At 33.5% G+C, this 18,948-nt stretch carries 18 protein-coding genes; 12 read left to right on the top strand and 6 right to left on the bottom strand.

Going from position 1 to position 18,948, the window contains the following annotated elements; translation table 11 throughout:
- Nucleotides 1-137 precede the first annotated feature (137 nt).
- From dnaA to KFZ70_RS11495, 3 genes are read left to right on the top strand one after another with little or no spacing between them, the layout of a single operon-like run.
- The gene (gene dnaA, locus KFZ70_RS11505) at nt 138-1,565 is read left to right on the top strand and encodes a chromosomal replication initiator protein DnaA (protein ID WP_139698032.1); all 1,428 of its coding nucleotides are present in this window, start codon (nt 138-140) and stop codon (nt 1,563-1,565) included.
- A gap of 11 nt (nt 1,566-1,576) precedes the next feature.
- Nucleotides 1,577-2,035: a low molecular weight protein-tyrosine-phosphatase gene (locus KFZ70_RS11500; protein ID WP_199240682.1), complete on the top strand. Its 459-nt coding sequence runs from the start codon at nt 1,577-1,579 to the stop codon at nt 2,033-2,035.
- 1 nt (nt 2,036) lies between these two features.
- Entirely contained in the window at nt 2,037-2,750 is a 714-nt protein-coding gene (locus tag KFZ70_RS11495) for an SAM-dependent methyltransferase (RefSeq protein ID WP_139698033.1), read from the top strand.
- Between the two features lie 18 nt (nt 2,751-2,768).
- On the opposite strand, the gene KFZ70_RS11490 is transcribed toward KFZ70_RS11495, so the two are convergent.
- The 5 genes from KFZ70_RS11490 to dapF form a co-directional block, all read right to left on the bottom strand.
- On the bottom strand, nt 2,769-3,434 hold the full coding sequence (locus KFZ70_RS11490) for a transglycosylase family protein (RefSeq protein WP_139698034.1): 666 nt from the start codon (nt 3,432-3,434) through the stop codon (nt 2,769-2,771).
- Between the two features lie 111 nt (nt 3,435-3,545).
- Nucleotides 3,546-4,448 carry a DUF2279 domain-containing protein gene (locus tag KFZ70_RS11485; RefSeq protein WP_139698035.1) on the bottom strand — a complete coding sequence of 301 codons (903 nt, stop codon included), beginning with the start codon at nt 4,446-4,448 and terminating at the stop codon, nt 3,546-3,548.
- Between the two features lie 5 nt (nt 4,449-4,453).
- Nucleotides 4,454-5,497: an endolytic transglycosylase MltG gene (mltG, locus tag KFZ70_RS11480; protein ID WP_139698036.1), complete on the bottom strand. Its 1,044-nt coding sequence runs from the start codon at nt 5,495-5,497 to the stop codon at nt 4,454-4,456.
- Complete coding sequence (locus KFZ70_RS11475; RefSeq protein WP_139698037.1) at nt 5,498-6,022, bottom strand: GNAT family N-acetyltransferase; 525 nt, start codon at nt 6,020-6,022, stop codon at nt 5,498-5,500.
- On the bottom strand, nt 6,019-6,792 hold the full coding sequence (gene dapF / locus KFZ70_RS11470; protein WP_139698038.1) for a diaminopimelate epimerase: 774 nt from the start codon (nt 6,790-6,792) through the stop codon (nt 6,019-6,021). The genes KFZ70_RS11475 and dapF overlap by 4 nt, the downstream gene beginning before the upstream one ends.
- A 125-nt stretch (nt 6,793-6,917) precedes the next feature.
- Between dapF and KFZ70_RS11465 the strand changes: the two genes are divergently transcribed.
- The 4 genes from KFZ70_RS11465 to KFZ70_RS11450 all read left to right on the top strand — a co-directional run bounded on the left by KFZ70_RS11465 (nt 6,918) and on the right by KFZ70_RS11450 (nt 10,960).
- Nucleotides 6,918-8,318: a trypsin-like peptidase domain-containing protein gene (locus KFZ70_RS11465; protein WP_139698039.1), complete on the top strand. Its 1,401-nt coding sequence runs from the start codon at nt 6,918-6,920 to the stop codon at nt 8,316-8,318.
- Between the two features lie 144 nt (nt 8,319-8,462).
- The gene (locus tag KFZ70_RS11460) at nt 8,463-9,911 is read left to right on the top strand and encodes a glyceraldehyde-3-phosphate dehydrogenase (RefSeq protein WP_139698040.1); all 1,449 of its coding nucleotides are present in this window, start codon (nt 8,463-8,465) and stop codon (nt 9,909-9,911) included.
- A 139-nt stretch (nt 9,912-10,050) separates the two neighbouring features.
- Complete coding sequence (locus KFZ70_RS11455) at nt 10,051-10,659, top strand: tRNA (guanine-N1)-methyltransferase (RefSeq protein ID WP_139698041.1); 609 nt, start codon at nt 10,051-10,053, stop codon at nt 10,657-10,659.
- 118 nt (nt 10,660-10,777) lie between these two features.
- Nucleotides 10,778-10,960 (top strand): hypothetical protein, encoded by a 183-nt coding sequence (locus KFZ70_RS11450; protein ID WP_139698042.1) that lies wholly within the window; start codon nt 10,778-10,780, stop codon nt 10,958-10,960.
- 54 nt (nt 10,961-11,014) lie between these two features.
- On the opposite strand, the gene KFZ70_RS11445 is transcribed toward KFZ70_RS11450, so the two are convergent.
- Complete coding sequence (locus tag KFZ70_RS11445; RefSeq protein ID WP_139698043.1) at nt 11,015-11,869, bottom strand: universal stress protein; 855 nt, start codon at nt 11,867-11,869, stop codon at nt 11,015-11,017.
- A gap of 318 nt (nt 11,870-12,187) precedes the next feature.
- Between KFZ70_RS11445 and KFZ70_RS11440 the strand changes: the two genes are divergently transcribed.
- The 5 genes from KFZ70_RS11440 to KFZ70_RS11420 all read left to right on the top strand — a co-directional run bounded on the left by KFZ70_RS11440 (nt 12,188) and on the right by KFZ70_RS11420 (nt 18,818).
- Nucleotides 12,188-13,240 (top strand): M28 family peptidase, encoded by a 1,053-nt coding sequence (locus KFZ70_RS11440; protein ID WP_139698044.1) that lies wholly within the window; start codon nt 12,188-12,190, stop codon nt 13,238-13,240.
- A 68-nt stretch (nt 13,241-13,308) separates the two neighbouring features.
- Nucleotides 13,309-14,313 (top strand): M28 family peptidase, encoded by a 1,005-nt coding sequence (locus KFZ70_RS11435; protein ID WP_233244072.1) that lies wholly within the window; start codon nt 13,309-13,311, stop codon nt 14,311-14,313.
- Between the two features lie 97 nt (nt 14,314-14,410).
- Nucleotides 14,411-15,088 (top strand): tRNA (guanosine(37)-N1)-methyltransferase TrmD, encoded by a 678-nt coding sequence (gene trmD / locus KFZ70_RS11430; RefSeq protein ID WP_139698045.1) that lies wholly within the window; start codon nt 14,411-14,413, stop codon nt 15,086-15,088.
- A gap of 309 nt (nt 15,089-15,397) precedes the next feature.
- Nucleotides 15,398-15,748 (top strand): 50S ribosomal protein L19, encoded by a 351-nt coding sequence (gene rplS, locus KFZ70_RS11425; protein WP_139698046.1) that lies wholly within the window; start codon nt 15,398-15,400, stop codon nt 15,746-15,748.
- An 859-nt stretch (nt 15,749-16,607) separates the two neighbouring features.
- Nucleotides 16,608-18,818, top strand: coding sequence for an NADP-dependent isocitrate dehydrogenase (locus KFZ70_RS11420; RefSeq protein ID WP_139698047.1), 2,211 nt, complete (start codon nt 16,608-16,610; stop codon nt 18,816-18,818).
- Nucleotides 18,819-18,948: the final 130 nt, after the last annotated feature.

Raw genomic sequence — 18,948 nt, 5'->3', positions numbered from 1 at the left:
ATTTCTAAAAATTCAATAGATTTTCATTTTTTTTTTAAGAATTTTGTTCACATATTTGCCTCGCAATTAAAGGGAAACACAGCTGTTTTCCTATCCAGCTAACTAATTACTAACATAAAACCTATAGAACTTAAAAAATGAGTGTAACTGCGCAATCGGTATGGAATAATTGTCTAGAGTTTATAAAAGATAACATTCAACCGCAAGCATATAAAACATGGTTCGAACCCATTGCCGCAGTGAAGCTTTCTAATAAAGCCCTCAGTATTCAGGTTCCAAGTAAATTCTTCTACGAGTGGCTAGAAGAACATTATGTAAAAATTTTAAAAGTAGCCTTAACGAAAGAACTGGGAGAGTCTGCCAAATTAGTTTACATTATAAAAATGGAAAACACGTATGGCAACAAGCAACCTTTTACAGAAAAAATTCCTAGTTCAAATAGATCAGCTGTAAAATCTCAAGATGTTGATATTCCACTTAACAACAAAAATCCAGAATTAAGAAACCCTTTTGTTATTCCTGGAATTAGAAATGTTAAGATTGAATCTCAGTTAAATCCAAATTACAGCTTTGAAAACTTCCTTGAAGGCGACTCAAACAGGCTAGCGCGCAGTGCTGGTTTAGCGGTTGCAGCAAAACCAGGAGGCACGTCATTTAATCCTTTATTGATTTTTGGAGGTGTTGGTTTAGGAAAAACCCATTTAGCACATGCTATTGGTGTGGATATTAAAGATAAATATCCTGAAAAAACAGTTTTATATATCTCTGCTGAAAAATTTACACAACAATATATTGATGCCGTAAAAAAGAATAACAGAAATGACTTCATTCATTTTTACCAAATAATTGATGTGTTAATCATTGATGATGTACAGTTTTTATCTGGAAAAACAGGAACGCAAGATGTATTCTTCCATATATTTAATCATTTGCATCAAAATGGAAAACAAGTCATTTTAACCAGTGACAAGGCTCCTGTTGATATGCAAGATATTGAACAGCGTTTATTATCTCGATTTAAATGGGGGTTATCGGCCGAACTACAAAGTCCAGATTTCGAAACCCGTGTTTCTATCCTGAAAAACAAACTTTATCGTGATGGTGTTGAAATGCCTGACGATATTGTAGAATATGTTGCCAAGAACATAAAAACAAATGTTAGAGAACTTGAAGGCGCCATTATCTCGCTAATCGCACAATCTTCTTTTAATAAAAAGGAAATTACAATTGATTTAGCTAGAGTTATAGTTGAAAAGTTCGTTAAAAACACCAAGCGCGAAGTTTCTATTGATTATATCCAAAAAGTGGTGTCTGATTATTTCCAAATGGATATTGACACGTTGCAATCTAAAACAAGAAAACGTCATATTGTTCAAGCCAGACAACTCGCGATGTTTTTTGCAAAAAAATTCACCAAAGCTTCCTTAGCAAGCATTGGATCACAAATAGGAAAACGTGATCATGCCACTGTGCTTCATGCCTGTAAAACGGTAGATAATTTAACCTCTACCGATAAGCAGTTTAGAAAGTATGTTGAAGACATTACCAAAAAACTTTCTGTTTAAAACTTAACATCATGACTAAAATTTTGATGGTATGCCTAGGAAACATTTGTCGTTCGCCTTTGGCTGAAGGTATTCTTAAATCAAAATTACCCAACAACTTATTTACGGTTGATTCAGCAGGAACCGCAGCCTATCATATTGGTAGCATGCCAGACAAACGCTCTATAGCTGTAGCGAAAAAGCACGGTATTGACATTACAAATTTAAGAGGTAGGCAATTTGAGGCATCTGACTTTGACAGGTTTGATTATATATATGTTATGGATGCTTCCAATTATCAAAATGTACTTAAGCTATCCAGACACGAGGGTGATACTCAAAAAGTAAACATGATATTGAACACCGTATACCCAAACAAAAATTACGATGTTCCTGACCCTTACTATGGAGGTAGTCAAGGATTTGATAATGTTTATAACATGCTTAGCGAAGCCTGTGACCAAATTGTAACGAAATTAACTCACAAATAAAATGACGCCTGAAGGCAAACTGTACCTTATACCAACAACTTTAGGAGACAATGACCCCTTAGAGGTTTTACCTGTGTCTGTTAAGCAAATTATTACAGAAATAGACACCTTTATTGTAGAAAACGAAAAAACAGCTAGACGTTTTATTAAAAGAATTTGTCCTGAAAAATCTCAGCCTTCTCTAAAGATTTTCGTTTTAAATAAGTTTACAGACCCTTCTGATTTACCCTCTTTTATTGAACCTTGCTTAAAAGGAATACACGTAGGTTTATTATCTGAGGCAGGATGTCCGGGCGTAGCCGATCCTGGTGCAGACGTTGTTCATATAGCGCATAACAAAAACATAAAAATAGTACCTTTAGTTGGCCCTTCTTCAATTTTATTAGCCCTAATGAGTTCTGGTATGAACGGACAAAGTTTCGCTTTTAATGGTTATCTACCTATTGATAAAGGGGAGCGAAGGTCGGAAATAAAGCGACTAGAACGTTTGTCTTTTGAACGAAATCAATCTCAAATATTTATTGAAACACCTTATAGAAATAATAAGCTATTAGAAGAATTAGCCAATCTTTTAGATACACACACGTATATTTGTGTAGCCTGTGATATTACACTACCAACCGAATTTATAAAGACACAGCCTGCCATATTTTGGAAAAAAAATAAGGTAGATCTTCATAAAAGACCTACCATATTTATTATTGATAAGCGTTAGAAACCGCTATACTTTATATTATATTGCTCTCGCTTTTTTATCAGCTTTTACAAATGTGGTATCATAGCCTGAAAACCGTTTCATATAATAATACACCGTAGTACCAAATCCGTCGGCAAAATTATCTAAACCATAACTTCTTAAGTATTTCTTTACCGCTCCAGGCCCCGCTAGGTGTGCCGCAGCCAAAATACCAGACTCCGTTACAATAACACCATTAATGCGCTTACCAACAAAATTTTTAATATCTCGCCTTAAAATCCACTTGTTTCTAGCTAAATTGGCAACAAAAGCTTTTTCTTGTAATTTGGGATCTTTTAAGAATTTTTGCGTATTATGAATACCTATTAACCTTAATGTACTGGCTCCAAATTGATATTTACCCAAATACCCAAACGTATTTACCGAAAAATAATTTCCGCCAGATTCTTTAAATGCTAATGCTTCTTTAAAACCTACAAAGGATTTCCCTAAATATGGAGAATATTCATAATCTTTATCAATATTCAATGACTTAGTGAAGTCATAATATTGATTTGCCTCACGCTTAACGGTATAGTCTAAATCTAAACCTTCCGTTGAATATTTACTCAAATCAATGTGCTTATCAGATTGAATTGAGAAATACAATAGTGTTGATATTGTAAGCATGAGAGTCATTAAACTTGCAATATTTTTTACCATAGTTTTAAATTTTTTCAGCGTATTTTTAAACTGAAATACACCTTGAAATTTGAGCGTGCAAAATTAGATTTTTTTTCAATAACTTCAAAATTAATCGATTATGTGTATTTTTTAAATGTAGAATAGATGAAATACACACGTATTTTTGCTAAATTCTAAGGTAGGTAAAGGTATTTTTATCATATTAAAAACATCAAAAACAGTATTGATAAATTTAGAGTTTGTCTGTATAGCACTGAGATTGATATCGAGGCTAAGAAAATATTGTCTATACGGCATATCTCCTATAAATAGCGGAGTTTCAGAACTTTTCCCCTTATAAAGCATCCCTTCAGCCCCATAGCCTACAGCAACATTAAACCAACTAGGTATTTTACTTGTTTTAAAAAAAGATTTCAAGTTTACGCTAAGCCAATAGGTTTGACCATTGTAATCTTTTAAAGCTTGTTCTAGAGTAGAAGTTCCGAATTTATCAGGCTGTATTTGGCTGTACTTTGTATGATAAAAAGAGTATTTTAGTGCAATTCGCTGCTCATTCCACAATAATTCTTGCCCAATATACAACCCCGAACCAGCCGCATTGGCCAAAACATCACCCCAGGAAAAACCCCATTCTTTTGAATGACCATCTAAAATTTCAACAGCAGTTAAAAACGTAAACCCTAAGGTTGCTCCATAAATAAGCTGATGCTTTTTACTAACACCACTCCAATTTAATAATTGTGCTCCGTGCTTACCCAATTGATACGATGTAAACGCATGCCCCAATTTATCCATTTGCAACCATGCGTTGTTATCGTTTACTGTATGAAACTTTGAACGCTCATAATCTGCATACCATAATTGATTTAAACCAATTAAAGTTACGCCACCAATTGCAACTTCAGAAATGATAACCGCATTACGCCTTTTTACATTTAAAGTATCGCTTGGAGTAAAAAAAGTTTCAAACTTAGATTGAGCATGTATTATAATAGGGAAAAGTATAAATAAAATGTATCTACCCCCTTTCAAACGTCCTATTTGTTTATACCCTGTGATGACAAATACCTTTGATAAGCTCTGGCATTCATATTGTGTTGAGATAAGGTTTTAGCAAACTTATGAAAACCTAAACGCTTCGCATCAGCAGCAAAATATAAATACTTATGGGTTTCAGAATTTAAAACCGCATCAATGGCCGATATATCCGGCATAGCTATTAAGCCTGGAGGAAGCCCTCTATGCTTGTAGGTGTTGTAAGGCGAATCAATGTCTTTATGAATATTAAGAACACGTTTTATAACGGTATCTTTATATTTAGGTAATTGATAGGCTGCAAACTTTAAGGTAGGATCTGCTTGAAGTGGCATTCCAATCCTTAGCCTATTCAAATAAACGCCTGCAATACGAGGTTGTTCTTGAGCTTGTTTAGATTCTTCGTGCACAATGGAAGCTAATGTCATCACTTCATCAGGAGCCATACCAATAGCCTTTGCTTTTTCTAATCTGGCACTATTCCAAAAACGTTTATATTCGGTCAACATTTTTTCTCGAAAGGTTTGCGCAGAGGTATTCCAATAAAACTCATAACTATTTGGAATATACATACCTAGGGCTGTTGCTTCAGTAAATCCGTTTTCTTTAAGAAATGTAGCATCTTTCATCACCTCTATTAACGAAATACTATCTGCCTCAATTTGCATAGACACTCTTCCCGCCAACTTCTCAAGAGACTCTTGATTATTAAAAGCTAATTTTATGGGTAGATTTCTACTTCTAATGGAGTTTATAATATCATTGTTGGTCATCCCCTTTTTAATCTCATACCTTCCCGCCTTGATATTTGAAGAGTACTCTTTCCTTTCAGCCAAATCATCAAATGAATCTATGTCTAACAACAGAGGTTCTAACTGACTTCTAACCTCCTGATAAGTGGCATTAGTTGGAATAAAAACATATGCAGATTCATTATTGAATGCCGTATTAGGCTTCAACATTGCCTTATAAACAAAATTGGCAAAAAAAGCGGCTGCAATAAGCCCCAAAATAGCTGTAGCTAAAAGTATTTTTTTAATGTACATTTAATGATTAATAAGCTGAAATAAATATTCGTTTTTATATTCTCCGTTAACTAAATTCCAATCCTTTTTCAAGCCTACTTCTATAAATCCTTTGCTTAAAAATAGTTTAAGACTGGCTTCATTGTCTTCTGAAATACAACAATGCAGTTGATGTAATGCTAAATGTGAAAAACTATACTTTATAAGTAAATCTAGTGCTTCGCTACCGTAACCTTTGAATCGATCTTCAAAATTTTTCACTAAAATACCTAAACCTGCCCTTCTATTCTTAAAATCAAAATCAAACAAATCAATCAAACCTAGAGGCTCATCTTTATAATTTGATATAACAAGTCGCAATTGCTTAACCTCAAAAATATCTTTGTGTGCATTTTCAAGATATTGTTTGATTAAAAATCTAGAATAAGGTGTTTGCGTGCAACTAATTTCCCAGATAGATTCATCATTTTCTACCTGGTAAATAAATTCTAAATCTTCAGGTTCTAAGGCACGAAGGTAAATATGTTCTCCTTTTAGAGTTATCATATACTTCCCTTAAAAACAAAAGTTGCTGGCCCAATTAACCATACATTTTTATACTCACCATTTTGCGTATCAAAACACACTTCAAGTTCACCGCCTTCCACGCTAAGCTTAACATGATTAGTGTTAACTTCTCCCATAGCGTGCATAGCAATGGCTACCGCTGTAGCTCCCGTACCACATGACAAAGTTTCATCTTCAACACCGCGCTCATACGTTCTTACCCTAAACGTATTTTCTGAAATTTTCTTTACAAAATTCACGTTTGCTCCGGCCTCATTATATGGTGCTCCATATCTTATTTTTGCGCCTTCTTTTTTAATATCAAACGCTTGGATTTGATCCTCAAATTGAACGTGATGTGGCGAACCTGTATTTAAAAACACGTAATTTTCATAAGTTTCAATAGTATCAACATCAACCATTTGTAACTTCACAATACCATCTTTAATGGTTGCATGATGTAAGCCGTCAACAGCCTCAAAAACAGCTTTGTCTGAAATAACCCCTAACTGTTGTGCAAAAGCAACAAGGCATCTACCACCATTACCACACATAGAACTTTCATTTCCATCAGCGTTGTAATACACCATTTTAAAATCATATTCTGGGTGATTTTCAAGAAGAATTAATCCATCGGCGCCTATGCCAAAACGTCGGTCACACATAAAGGCGACCTGTTTGGTATCATTTTTGTCAAAATTTTGTTGACGATTATCAATCATCACAAAATCATTTCCAGTTCCTTGATATTTATAAAACGTTTGCTGCATATTTTTTTTGCAAATATATAAATATTAAACCGTAAATGTGGCGTGTTAAATCGTCGTTAAAGTTGAATTTAAAATTCAATAAATATTTAATTTTAATGTTAATGAATAAAACTTAAATGCATATTATGAAGAAGATTATAACATTAGTTTTGGTTTCAGCTTTAGGTGGTATTTTTACTTTAGGCGCTTATAAACTATTTATACAAGACAACAAACCTGTGGTTGTTACAGCAGATACTAGTCCTGCTTTTTTACCAACCAGTAATTTAAACACCTTGCTAAAAACGGGTGAAGCACCAGATTTTGTTAGTGCTGCCGAAAATACGGTTAACGCTGTAGTTCATGTAAAAAATGTTACTATGAGTTCTGGTCAAATGAGCTTTCAGGATTTCTTTTACGGAAGAAGTTCACCAAAGGCTCAGGTTGGCACAGGGTCTGGGGTTATTATTAATGCTGATGGTTATATTATTACGAATAACCATGTTATCAATAATGCACAGGAACTATCTGTAACATTAAACAATAATAAGACCTATAAAGCTGAATTGGTTGGGGCCGATCCAAAAACTGACATCGCTTTATTAAAAATAGAAGCTGATGAAGATTTACCTTTTGTAACTTTCGCTGATTCAGATACCGCAAAAGTTGGTGAATGGGTATTGGCTGTTGGCAATCCATTTAATTTAACATCAACGGTAACTGCTGGTATTATCAGTGCAAAATCAAGAGATTTATCAGGAACCAGTGCACAGTCTTTTATACAAACTGATGCCGCTGTAAATCCAGGAAATTCTGGTGGTGCTTTAGTAAATACCAATGGTGAACTTGTGGGTATTAATACGGCTATTACCTCGCAAACAGGATCTTATATTGGATATTCATTTGCTGTACCTAGTAATATTGCTAGAAAAGTGGTTGAAGACATCATGGAATATGGCAATGTTCAAAATGGTATTTTAGGTATTCAAGGTGGTGCCCTTAATAGTGACATTGCTGAGCGTATTGGGGTTAGTGATACCGAAGGCGTTTACGTAGATAGTGTAGTTGAAGATTCAGGTGCCGATAAAGCCGGCTTACAAAAAGGAGATATTATTAAAGAGATTGACGACATAAAAGTTTCCAAGTTTTCAGATTTAACTGGGCATTTAAGTGCCAAACGTCCTAATGATGTGGTTAACTTAAAACTTTCAAGAGATGGTAAAATTAAAACAGTTGCTGTAACCTTAGCAAAAAACGAAACTATCACTATGCCATTAGTGGGAAGAATAAAAAATGCTAAAGCAACTGATTTAAAAAAATACCGTGCTGAAAATGGGGTTAAAATTATTCAGCTGAATGAAGAATACGAAGAATATTGGAAAAATAACGGGGTAACTCAAGGTTGTATTATTACAGCTATTAACGGGGTTAAAATCAATTCTGTTGATGATGTTCAGCGTGTTCTAAAAAACAAATCGCTTTATGAATCATTGAAAATAGAGTTGATTAATGAGCAAGGAGAAAAAGAGCGTTACAACTTCAGATAAGTTGTTCTCAATTATAAGAGATAACCCTTCAAAACCGAGTGAATTTTGAAGGGTTATTTTTTTCTTAAAACCTTTTACGAAAACGTTTGAAATATGGTATTTTAGTCGAAAATTTTATTCAAAACTAAACTACAACAAAACACTATGAGTTCTAACAAAACTTATGAAAACGAATTGGCTTTTCAAGCCGATAGAAGGAAAGCAACCGTTGAATTTATAAAAATTATAAGTGACCTTTGGTATGACAGATCCATTGAACTTGTTCTTTTTAGAAATCAACTTATTGACCGAACGGTGAGTCAAATTTTAAATCTTCATGACTATGCTGGCAAATTTGTTCAAAAACCTATCTCCATTTTTGATTCGGTAGAAATCGCTCAAGCCATAAAAAGCTTAAACATTCCTCCTGCTAAGCTTGATATAGGTAAACTTACCTATGAATATCACCTTGAAGAAAACCAGCACAATAACGCTACAGCGTTTATAGCTAGAAAGCTTAAGGACGCTAGAAAAAATGGAGAGATTGCTCCTAAAGATGTCATTCTGTACGGCTTTGGTAGAATAGGACGACTCATTGCTAGAGAACTCATGACAAGAACAGGATCGGGAAGCCAATTAAGACTAAGAGCCATTGTGACACGGGGAGACATCACTGCCGAAATTTTAAAAAAAAGAGCCTCTCTCTTAAGAAACGATTCGGTTCATGGTGATTTTCCAGGAACAGTTTCAACAGATATTGATAAAAATGCTTTGATTATTAATGGAACAACGGTTTATGTTATCTCAGCAAATTCACCTGAAAACATGGACTATACAAAATACAGTATCAATAATGCCTTAGTTATAGATAATACAGGTGCCTTTAGAGATAAAATATCGTTAGGCAAGCATTTAAAATCTAAAGGAGTAGATAAAGTCCTGTTGACCGCGCCCGGTAAAGAAATCCCCAATATAGTATATGGCGTAAACCACAAAGCATACAACCCTGATACTATTGACATTTTTTCAGCAGCATCCTGCACAACGAATGCCATTACCCCTGTTTTAAAAGTCATTGAAGATTCATTTGGAGTAAAAAACGGGCATCTTGAAACGATTCATGCCTACACCAATGACCAAAATTTAGTTGATAATTTTCATAAAAAATACCGACGTGGTCGTGCAGCGGGACTCAACATGGTGATTACAGAAACTGGAGCAGGCCAAGCCGTAGCCAAAGCACTTCCCAGTTTGGAAGGAAAACTAACTTCAAATGCTATTAGAGTACCCGTTCCTAATGGTTCTTTAGCGATTCTTAATTTAGAATTAGAAACAAAAACCAGCTTAAATGGTGTTAATACCATTCTTAAAAAATATGCCCTGGAAGGTGATTTAGTGGAGCAAATAAAATTTGAATTGAGTGACGAATTAGTTTCTAGCGATATTGTTGGAAGTTCTGCTCCTTCAATATACGATAGTAAAGCCACTATTGTAAGAGCCGATGGAAAAAATATTATTATTTACATTTGGTATGACAATGAATATGGCTACAGCCATCAAGTGGTTAGATTAGCAAAATATATTGCCAAAGTAAGACGTTATACTTATTATTAAAAAATGATGATCTAAATTAAAATTTAAAACGTATATAAATCAGCCTCATTTTATGAGGCTTTTTGAATATTATAAGCATTTAATAAACAATATTTTATAAATTGCGCAACCAAAATAAACCATTAAAGCATTCCGAAAAATGAATTTTATAAAGTCTTTACTTGTTATTCTTTTCTCTTTTTTATTTTCAATGACCTCATTTTCACAAGTAAAAAGTGAGGATGACAATCTCTCTCTTAACAGCGGTACTATAGATAACCAATTTGAATTTGTAATAAGAAAATCAAATAACTATCAAAATTACAAAGTAGTTAACAAAAGCTGGTTATACACCTTAAAAGCACATACTTTAGATACCCTAAAAGCTGTGCATAAAGACTTAAACGAAACAAGAAGCGTTGTAAAACAACAGGCTCAAGAAATTTCAGATTTGCAAAGCAATCTTTCAAATACGAAGATGGATTTAGACCAAACAAATATTGAAAAGAATAGTATGGCCTTATTTGGTATGCAAATGAGTAAAACCAATTACAATGTGCTAATGTGGTCTATAATTGGTGCCCTATTAGCCTTATTGTTATTTTTTATTTATAAGTTTAAAAACAGTAATGCAATAACTACCGAAGCCAGAAGAAATTTAGCAGAAATTGAAGAAGAGTTTGACGAGCACAGACGAACGGCATTAGAGCGCGAGCAGAAAGTACGACGTCAATTACAAGACGAAATAAACAAGCAAAAGAAAGGATAAATTTGCTTCTATAACCTGTCAAAGTTTCATGTTAATGTTGTGTATTAATTTGGAACGCCATTTGTATAAAAAACAATACGTCAATTTTTTATAGTTTAATTTTTAAAAATTTTAGATTATGGAGAAAAAACCTATTGTTGTTCAACTTGTTGGCCAAGACCAGCAACATTACTTAATCAAATTTCCAAATTTAGAGATTCCTGTTAAAGTGAATCAAAACCTTTTTATGAAAATGAAGTTCAGCCAAGAGTACTTGTTTTCAAATTTAAATACCACGGTATCCCATTCAAATTCTGCATAGGCTAAAAAAACAGATTATATTTAGGTTGAGTTTTACTTCAAAACTCAACCTTTTTTATTTCTTTTTATTTGTATGAAGTTGCAAGACTAAAAAAGGAATATCAATTTTAAACGCAAACGTTTCTACCATATGTTTTGTAAATAACCGCTCTATAAATGAATGTTTTTTATTCATCATCGCTAACAATTCTATATTATTCGCGGCAATATAGTTCTGAATAGCTTCAAAAATATGTTTTGAATTGGAATCTATATAATCATGGCTAGCCTCAGGAAAATAGGTTTTAAAAAACTCCTCATTACGTTCCTGGTTTTGTGCTAAGTGATGCTCATCGGCCACATGAATAATGTTTAACTGAGCCTTACTCAATTCCCATAAATGCTGCATCACTCTAAACTCTTTTGAGTTGAACAGGGCCAAATTATTAGTTGTAAATGCTATCTTTTCTATTGTCTTAAACTTGCAGGCATCAGGTATTACTAAAACAGGTGTTTTGCACCGCTGTATAACCCTAACAGTATTACTACCAAATAATTTTTTTCCTAACCCTGAAGCACCTTTTGTTCCCATAATAATGAAATCTATTTGGTACTCATCAGAAATTTGGTTTATAGCATCAATAAAATTATCATAATCAACAATTGAAAAAAATTCATGCTTATCATTTTGATATTCACTAGTAACTATTGAAATAATATTTTCAATAGACTTTTTAGCAGCATCAATTAAAGTATTATAAATAGTGGTTGAAGTGTTAGAAGCTATAATATCATCTGAAATAAAAGAAGACGCTTTTTGCACATTCAATATGTAAAAATTACAAGGCTCATCTTTAAGTAAATCCATTGCATAATGAATGGCATTCAATGAGTTTTTAGAAAAATCTGAAGGTAAAAGAATGTTTTTCATGATACGGTATTTTTATATAAACAAGAACCTTCCCCATCACATGATCACTTTATTTAGAGCTTATTTATTGATTCACATTAAGTAAATATAATTGAGATGAGAGATTTATACTATGACAAATATCAGCTAGGTGAGTTCAACCCTTTGCACTACAAGGTTTACCCAAATTCTTTTTTGAAAAAGAACCTATCTAAACCATAAGAAATTCTTAGTTAATTGCTATATTCGTTGAAGCCATTAATTTGATAATGACTAATAAAAGATTATTTTTTTAAATTGACACATTGGCAAATGTAGGTATTAGGCCTATAAAATATTATGAAAACCATTTTCACGCTTTCATTACTTGCTTTACTAGGTACCTGTGCAACACCTAAATACACACAACGTATTAAAACCCTAAAAAACAGTATTGTAGTTGCTGACAGCGCTTTAATTGCTCAATATTCCAATACTATTACAAAAGAGGAATTAAAATCACATCTTTATACATTCGCATCTGGTGAATTTGAAGGCAGAAAAGTGGGTGAAAAAGGGCAAAAATTAGCAGCAAATTTTTTAAAGAATTACTACCAAACTGAGCATATACCAACCCCTTTTGGAGCAAATAATTATTATCAAATTGTTCCTAATCATTATTTATCAGATGATTTAAATGACTCAGAAAATGTTTTGGCATATATTGAAGGAAAAGAAAAACCTGAAGAAGTTATCATCATATCGGCACATTTAGACCACCTAGGTCTATCTGATAACGGCGACATTTATTACGGTGCAGATGATGATGGGTCTGGTAATGTTGCCATTATGGAAATGGCACAAGCCTTTAAACTAGCTGCCAAAAATGGACATCAACCCAAGCGGTCTATTCTATTTTTACATTTAACTGCCGAGGAAATTGGTCAACTGGGAGCTGAATTCTACACAAAGTACCCAGTATTTGAACTACATAACACCATAGCCAATCTTAATATTGATATGATAGGTCGTATTGATGATTTACACCAAAACAATAAAAACTACCTGTATTTAATTGGTTCAGATAGGTTAAGCCTTGAACTACACTACTTATCAGAAAAGATAAACAACACCTTTTTCAATATTAATTTAGACTACAGATATAACAAAGAGAATGATGTTAATCACTATTATGAGCGATCAGATCACTATAAATTTGCAAATAAAGGTATTCCTGTTATTTTCTATTTCAATGGCGTTCATGCAGATTACCACAAACCAAGTGACACGCCCGATAAAATTGATTACGCCATGCTTGAGAAACGCACAAAGCTTATTTTTGCTACCGCATGGCAAATTGCCAATCAGAATACAAAACTTAAGGTAGACAGCGACAATCAATTGTTAAAATAGACCGAAAAGACACGCCCTAATCAATTCATTTTTGTAATATCGCAACAATAACAGTAAATAAAGTCACATTGAAAAAAATAATCCTACTTTTTTGCGCTACATTATCACTAACTGGTTGTAGTTCTTCTCAAAATAAAAACCAAAAAGTATCTAACACAGAAGTCTACGTAGAAAATATTGTAGCAAGTGACCTTAAAAAGATGTTATTTACGTATGCCTCAGATGAATTTGAAGGAAGAAAAACAGGAGAACTAGGGCAAAAAAAAGCAATAGCGTTTATTAAAGAGTTTTATCAATCAAACAATATCCCTTCTCCATTAGGAGGTGAGGATTATTTTCAAGACATTCCAGCATCTTATTTTACGGGTGACATTAAAGCTTCTGAAAATGTTTTAGCGTTTATAAAAGGCTCTGAAAAACCTGATGAAATTATTATTATTTCTGCTCATTTAGATCATATAGGAATCTCCAGCAATGGTGATATTAATAATGGTGCTGATGATGATGGGTCTGGAACAGTAGCTATAATGTCCATTGCTAAGGCTTTTAATGAGGCAAAAAAAGCGGGAAATGGTCCTAAACGCAGTATTCTTTTTTTACATGTTACAGGCGAAGAACTTGGCTTATATGGTTCGCGTTATTATGCAGATGTTGACCCCGTTTTCCCCTTAAAAAATACGGTTGCTAATTTGAATATTGATATGATTGGACGGGTAGACAAGAAACATGAAGGCGGTGAAAACTACTTGTATCTTATAGGTTCAGATAAACTAAGTCAAGAATTACACGATGTTTCTGAAGAAGTGAATAAAGCATATTTTAATTTAGAATTTGACTATACTTATAATGATGATAATGATCCGAATCGTTTTTATTACCGTTCAGATCATTACAATTTTGCCAAGCACAATATTCCCGTAATTTTTTACTTTAACGGTACACATGCAGATTATCATAGACCATCTGACACACCCGATAAAATTAACTACGAATTCCTTGAAACCCGTACGCGATTAATCTTTCATACGGCTTGGGAATTAGCTAATAGACATGACAGAATAAAACTAAATTAAGTATAGATACCTATTCAATTTTCACTAGGCACTGGAATGTTGTAAATCTTATTTATTAGGAAGATTACACTATCTTTGCGCTCTTAATTGATTATTCATGCGCATTGACATTATTACTGTTTTACCAGAACTACTTAAAAGTCCTTTTGAAGCTTCCATATTAAAGCGAGCTATTGAATCTGGGTTAGTAGAAGTCCATTTTCATAATTTAAGAGATTATACTACAGATAACTACAAATCTGTAGATGACACCCAATTTGGTGGTGGCGCTGGTATGGTCATGACCATTGAACCTATTGACAAGTGTATTTCTGCATTAAAAGCAGAACGAAACTATGATGACATCATTTATATGACACCCGATGGAGAAACCTTAAGGCAAGGTATTGCTAATCAATTATCATTAAAAGAGAATATAATTATTTTATGCGGTCATTACAAAGGTGTAGATCAGCGTGTTCGTGACCATTTTATTACTCGAGAAATATCAATTGGAGATTACGTGCTTTCTGGTGGCGAATTAGGAGCTGCCGTACTCTGTGATGCGATGATAAGACTCATTCCTGGCGTTTTAGGAAATGAAACCTCTGCGCTTACCGATTCGTTTCAAGACAATTTGCTAGCACCGCCCATTTACACAAAACCACGTGAATACAAAGGCATGAAAGTACCTGAATTGTTGTTTAGCGGAAATTTACCCGCAATAGAAAAATGGCGTGAAGAACAAGCCTATTTAAGAACCAAAGAGCGACGCCCTGATTTATTAGAGGAATAGTTTTTCTATTTTGAACTTAGCTGAGGTTATTATAACAAATAACTAATGTGGCTATAAACTGTGTTAAGGATAGTAGTGGCATCCTTTTTTGAGGTTATCAAGAACAAAATAAAATTTTGTTTGTAGATACCGAAGCGAAGCTTCAAAAAAGATAGAGCGGATAGCCTGACCCGCAGGGTAACACTAAAAAAATTACAATAAAAAGTTGTTGATAATTAATTTATGATTATTTTTGCACCCAATTTCGGGTTAACCTCTGGCGAGAATCGTGAATGTTGTTCTGAATCAACCATTTAATATTTTAAAGATATGGAATCTTTAGTAAAATTTGTACAAGACGAATTTGTAACCAAGAAAGAATTACCGGAATTTGCAGCTGGTGATACTATTACTGTTTACTATGAAATTAAAGAGGGTAACAAAACACGTACTCAGTTTTTTAGAGGTGTAGTTATTCAGAGAAGAGGATCTGGCACTTCAGAGACTTTTACAATTAGAAAAATGTCTGGGTCAATAGGTGTTGAGCGTATCTTCCCTGTAAATTTACCAGCATTACAAAAAATTGAAGTTAACAAACGTGGTAAAGTACGTAGAGCTAGAATTTACTACTTTAGAGGTCTTACTGGTAAAAAAGCCAGAATCGCTGAGCGTAGACGTTAATATGTATAATCCCTTAACGGGAGTTTTAAAAGCCTTGAGTTTCTCTCAAGGCTTTTTTTATTAACAAAAGTTGATAACTAGAGTTTATAAATGGTTAATAACTAATTCACTGAAAACCTTGGTTTTACACTATATTATTTATATATTAGCACAAGAAATAATGACAACCCATAAGTTGGTTTCGCCTCAACAACGAATTTGCATTATTTTCTAAATAAGGTAACGTTCTTAAACACAATTGTTTTTTGAGATTAATTTACAACATGTGTAGGCATGAAAGTAAAATAATCATGATATTAAGAATCATATGAGTCATGTAAGTAGTTCATATGATGATTAATTGAAAGTTTAAAATCCATAATGATTAAAAAGTTATTGTGGTAATTAAAACAATGCTTTTAATATTTTAACGCGAAAGCGAAGAGGGATTTAATAGCATCAAGAAAAACAATTAACGAAGCATTTATTTGGTGGGTCAATACATTTTGAAAATCAAAAAAATGTTTCATTGAAATAACAAAACTTGAACTGAAAGTTTAAATGAAAATTTTAAACACATTTAGTAAAAGTACTAAATAGGTCACGTAGCGTTATTTCGAGAAAGCCATGTCAACATAGATTAAGTTCTGTTGTGATATGGCTTTTGTTATTTAATAACTTATTTACTAATTTTTTAAAGCATTCTTACCTTTACCATTCATTTTTGGCATTATTGCAAATCTATTATAGCTAAACGTTTTCAATAATGTAAAAAATGTTTATAACGCTGTAATTTTGTATATTCGCATCGCGAAAAACGAACCTCATTCTAAGCAGGTATTTTTTCTCACTTTATTTAATTCCATAAAACCGACACTGAATGTCTAAAATAATTTATACAAAAACCGACGAAGCTCCGGCGTTAGCAACACGTTCTTTATTACCCATTGTTAAAGCATTTGTAAAATCTTCTGGTATAGAAATTGAAACTAAAGATATTTCTCTAGCCGCAAGAATTTTGGCTGTGTTCCCTGATTTTTTAACAGAAGAGCAACGTGTTTCTGATGATTTAGCTATTCTTGGAGAATTGGCTAAAAAACCAGAAGCTAATATTGTTAAATTACCAAACATTAGTGCTTCAATTCCGCAATTAAAAGGCGCTATTAAAGAATTACAAACTTTAGGTTTTGCCATTCCTGATTATCCTAATGAACCACAAAACGATGTTGATGAAGATGTTAAAGCCCGTTATGACAGAATAAAAGGAAGTGCTGTAAATCCTGTTTTACGTGAAGGAAATAGTGACAGACGTGCCCCTAAAGCGGTAAAGAATTATGCAAAAAAGAATCCGCATTCTATGGGGGCATGGACAAGTGATTCTAAATCACATGTAGCTACTATGGAAGCAGGTGATTTTGCCCACAATGAAAAATCTATAACACTTCCTGAAGCAAATACCATTACCATACAGCATAAAGATGCTAATGGTACTATAACCGTTTTAAAAGATGGTTTAACACTTCAAAAAGCTGAAATTATTGATGCTACTGTAATGAGCAAAAAAGCATTGATAAGCTTCTTGGAACAACAAGTTGAAGATGCCAAAGCAAAAGATATTTTGTTTTCATTACATATGAAAGGTACCATGATGAAGGTTAGTGACCCAATCATTTTTGGTTATGCCGTAAAAGTATTTTTCAAAGATGTGTTTGAAAAACATGGTGCTGTTATTAAAGAGTTAGGAGTTAATGTGAATTCTGGGTTAGGAAATCTTTTAGAACGCATTCAAGAATTACCCGATGATAAACGTAAAGAAATTGAAGCTGATATAGAGACTACCTATAAAAACGGCCCAGATATTGCCATGGTAAACTCCACTAAAGGCATCACCAACTTACATGTTCCTAGTGATGTAATTATTGACGCTTCCATGCCTGCTATGATTCGTACTTCGGGTAAAATGTGGAATGCTAAAGGAGAATTACAAGACACTAAAGCCGTTATTCCTGATAGTAGCTATGCAGGAATTTATGCTGCAACTATTGATTTTTGCAAAAAGAATGGTGCGTTTGATCCTACAACAATGGGTACTGTACCCAATGTTGGACTTATGGCTCAAAAAGCTGAAGAATACGGATCACATGATAAAACCTTTGAAATTGCTTCAAATGGTGTTGTAGAAGTTATTGATGCTTCAGGTCAATTATTATTTTCTCACAATGTAGAAGCTGGAGATATCTGGAGAATGTGTCAAACCAAAGATGCTCCTGTTCAAGACTGGGTAAAATTAGCTGTAACGCGAGCACGTGCCTCTCAAACACCTGCCGTATTTTGGCTAGACAAAAATAGAGCCCACGATGCAGAGTTGATTAAAAAAGTGAATACGTATTTAAAAGATTATGATACCACGGGGTTAGATTTACGAATTTTATCTCCAATTGAGGCTACTCAATTTACCTGTGAACGCCTTAAAGAAGGGCTTGATACTATCTCTGTTTCAGGAAATGTACTACGTGATTATTTAACCGATTTGTTTCCTATTTTAGAGGTTGGAACAAGTGCTAAAATGCTTTCTATTGTACCACTAATGAATGGTGGTGGTTTATTTGAAACTGGTGCTGGCGGATCTGCTCCTAAACACGTTCAACAATTACTAGAAGAAAACCACTTACGCTGGGATTCTTTAGGTGAATTTTTAGCTCTTGCCGTTTCTTTAGAACATTTTAGTGAAGTAAATAATAACCCTAAAGCTAAAATTTTAGGATCATGCTTAGATAGTGCAACAGAACGTCTTCTTGAAAACAAAAAAGGACCTTCTAGAAACGTTGGAGAATTAGATAATAGAGGAAGTCACTTTTATTTAGCCATGTATTGGGCTCAGGAATTGGCTAATCAAAATAAAGATCAAGATCTTAAGGCTGAATTTACGCCTATTGCTAAGGCATTAGCTGAAAATGAAGACAAAATTGTTAATGAGCTAAATAGTATTCAAGGGCAACCTACCGATATTGGCGGTTACTATGAACCTGATGAAACGCTTATAAATCAAGTTATGCGTCCAAGTAAAACCTTTAATAGCCTTATAGGATAATACAATATTGGTATAAAGTATTTATATTAAGATAACTGAAAAGCTCCTAATATCGGGAGCTTTTTTTTATACATTTACAGTACAAAAATTGCTATAGAATAGTTTTCTCATTCTATATAAAAGAAAAAAA

The sequence above is a fragment of the Allotamlana fucoidanivorans genome (assembly GCF_045788535.1).
Taxonomy (GTDB): domain Bacteria; phylum Bacteroidota; class Bacteroidia; order Flavobacteriales; family Flavobacteriaceae; genus Allotamlana; species Allotamlana fucoidanivorans.
This window is presented reverse-complemented; position numbering and strand designations above follow the sequence as displayed.

Excerpts from the sequence above, each read along its gene's own strand:
- dnaA (WP_139698032.1), top strand. The coding sequence starts at position 138 with ATGAGTGTAACTGCGCAATCGGTATGGAATAATTGTCTAGAGTTTATA.
- KFZ70_RS11500 (WP_199240682.1), top strand. The coding sequence starts at position 1,577 with ATGACTAAAATTTTGATGGTATGCCTAGGAAACATTTGTCGTTCGCCT.
- KFZ70_RS11495 (WP_139698033.1), top strand. The coding sequence starts at position 2,037 with ATGACGCCTGAAGGCAAACTGTACCTTATACCAACAACTTTAGGAGAC.
- KFZ70_RS11490 (WP_139698034.1), bottom strand. The coding sequence starts at position 3,434 with ATGGTAAAAAATATTGCAAGTTTAATGACTCTCATGCTTACAATATCA.
- mltG (WP_139698036.1), bottom strand. The coding sequence starts at position 5,497 with ATGTACATTAAAAAAATACTTTTAGCTACAGCTATTTTGGGGCTTATT.
- KFZ70_RS11475 (WP_139698037.1), bottom strand. The coding sequence starts at position 6,022 with ATGATAACTCTAAAAGGAGAACATATTTACCTTCGTGCCTTAGAACCT.
- dapF (WP_139698038.1), bottom strand. The coding sequence starts at position 6,792 with ATGCAGCAAACGTTTTATAAATATCAAGGAACTGGAAATGATTTTGTG.
- KFZ70_RS11465 (WP_139698039.1), top strand. The coding sequence starts at position 6,918 with ATGAAGAAGATTATAACATTAGTTTTGGTTTCAGCTTTAGGTGGTATT.
- KFZ70_RS11460 (WP_139698040.1), top strand. The coding sequence starts at position 8,463 with ATGAGTTCTAACAAAACTTATGAAAACGAATTGGCTTTTCAAGCCGAT.
- KFZ70_RS11455 (WP_139698041.1), top strand. The coding sequence starts at position 10,051 with ATGAATTTTATAAAGTCTTTACTTGTTATTCTTTTCTCTTTTTTATTT.
- KFZ70_RS11450 (WP_139698042.1), top strand. The coding sequence starts at position 10,778 with ATGGAGAAAAAACCTATTGTTGTTCAACTTGTTGGCCAAGACCAGCAA.
- KFZ70_RS11445 (WP_139698043.1), bottom strand. The coding sequence starts at position 11,869 with ATGAAAAACATTCTTTTACCTTCAGATTTTTCTAAAAACTCATTGAAT.
- KFZ70_RS11440 (WP_139698044.1), top strand. The coding sequence starts at position 12,188 with ATGAAAACCATTTTCACGCTTTCATTACTTGCTTTACTAGGTACCTGT.
- trmD (WP_139698045.1), top strand. The coding sequence starts at position 14,411 with ATGCGCATTGACATTATTACTGTTTTACCAGAACTACTTAAAAGTCCT.
- rplS (WP_139698046.1), top strand. The coding sequence starts at position 15,398 with ATGGAATCTTTAGTAAAATTTGTACAAGACGAATTTGTAACCAAGAAA.
- KFZ70_RS11420 (WP_139698047.1), top strand. The coding sequence starts at position 16,608 with ATGTCTAAAATAATTTATACAAAAACCGACGAAGCTCCGGCGTTAGCA.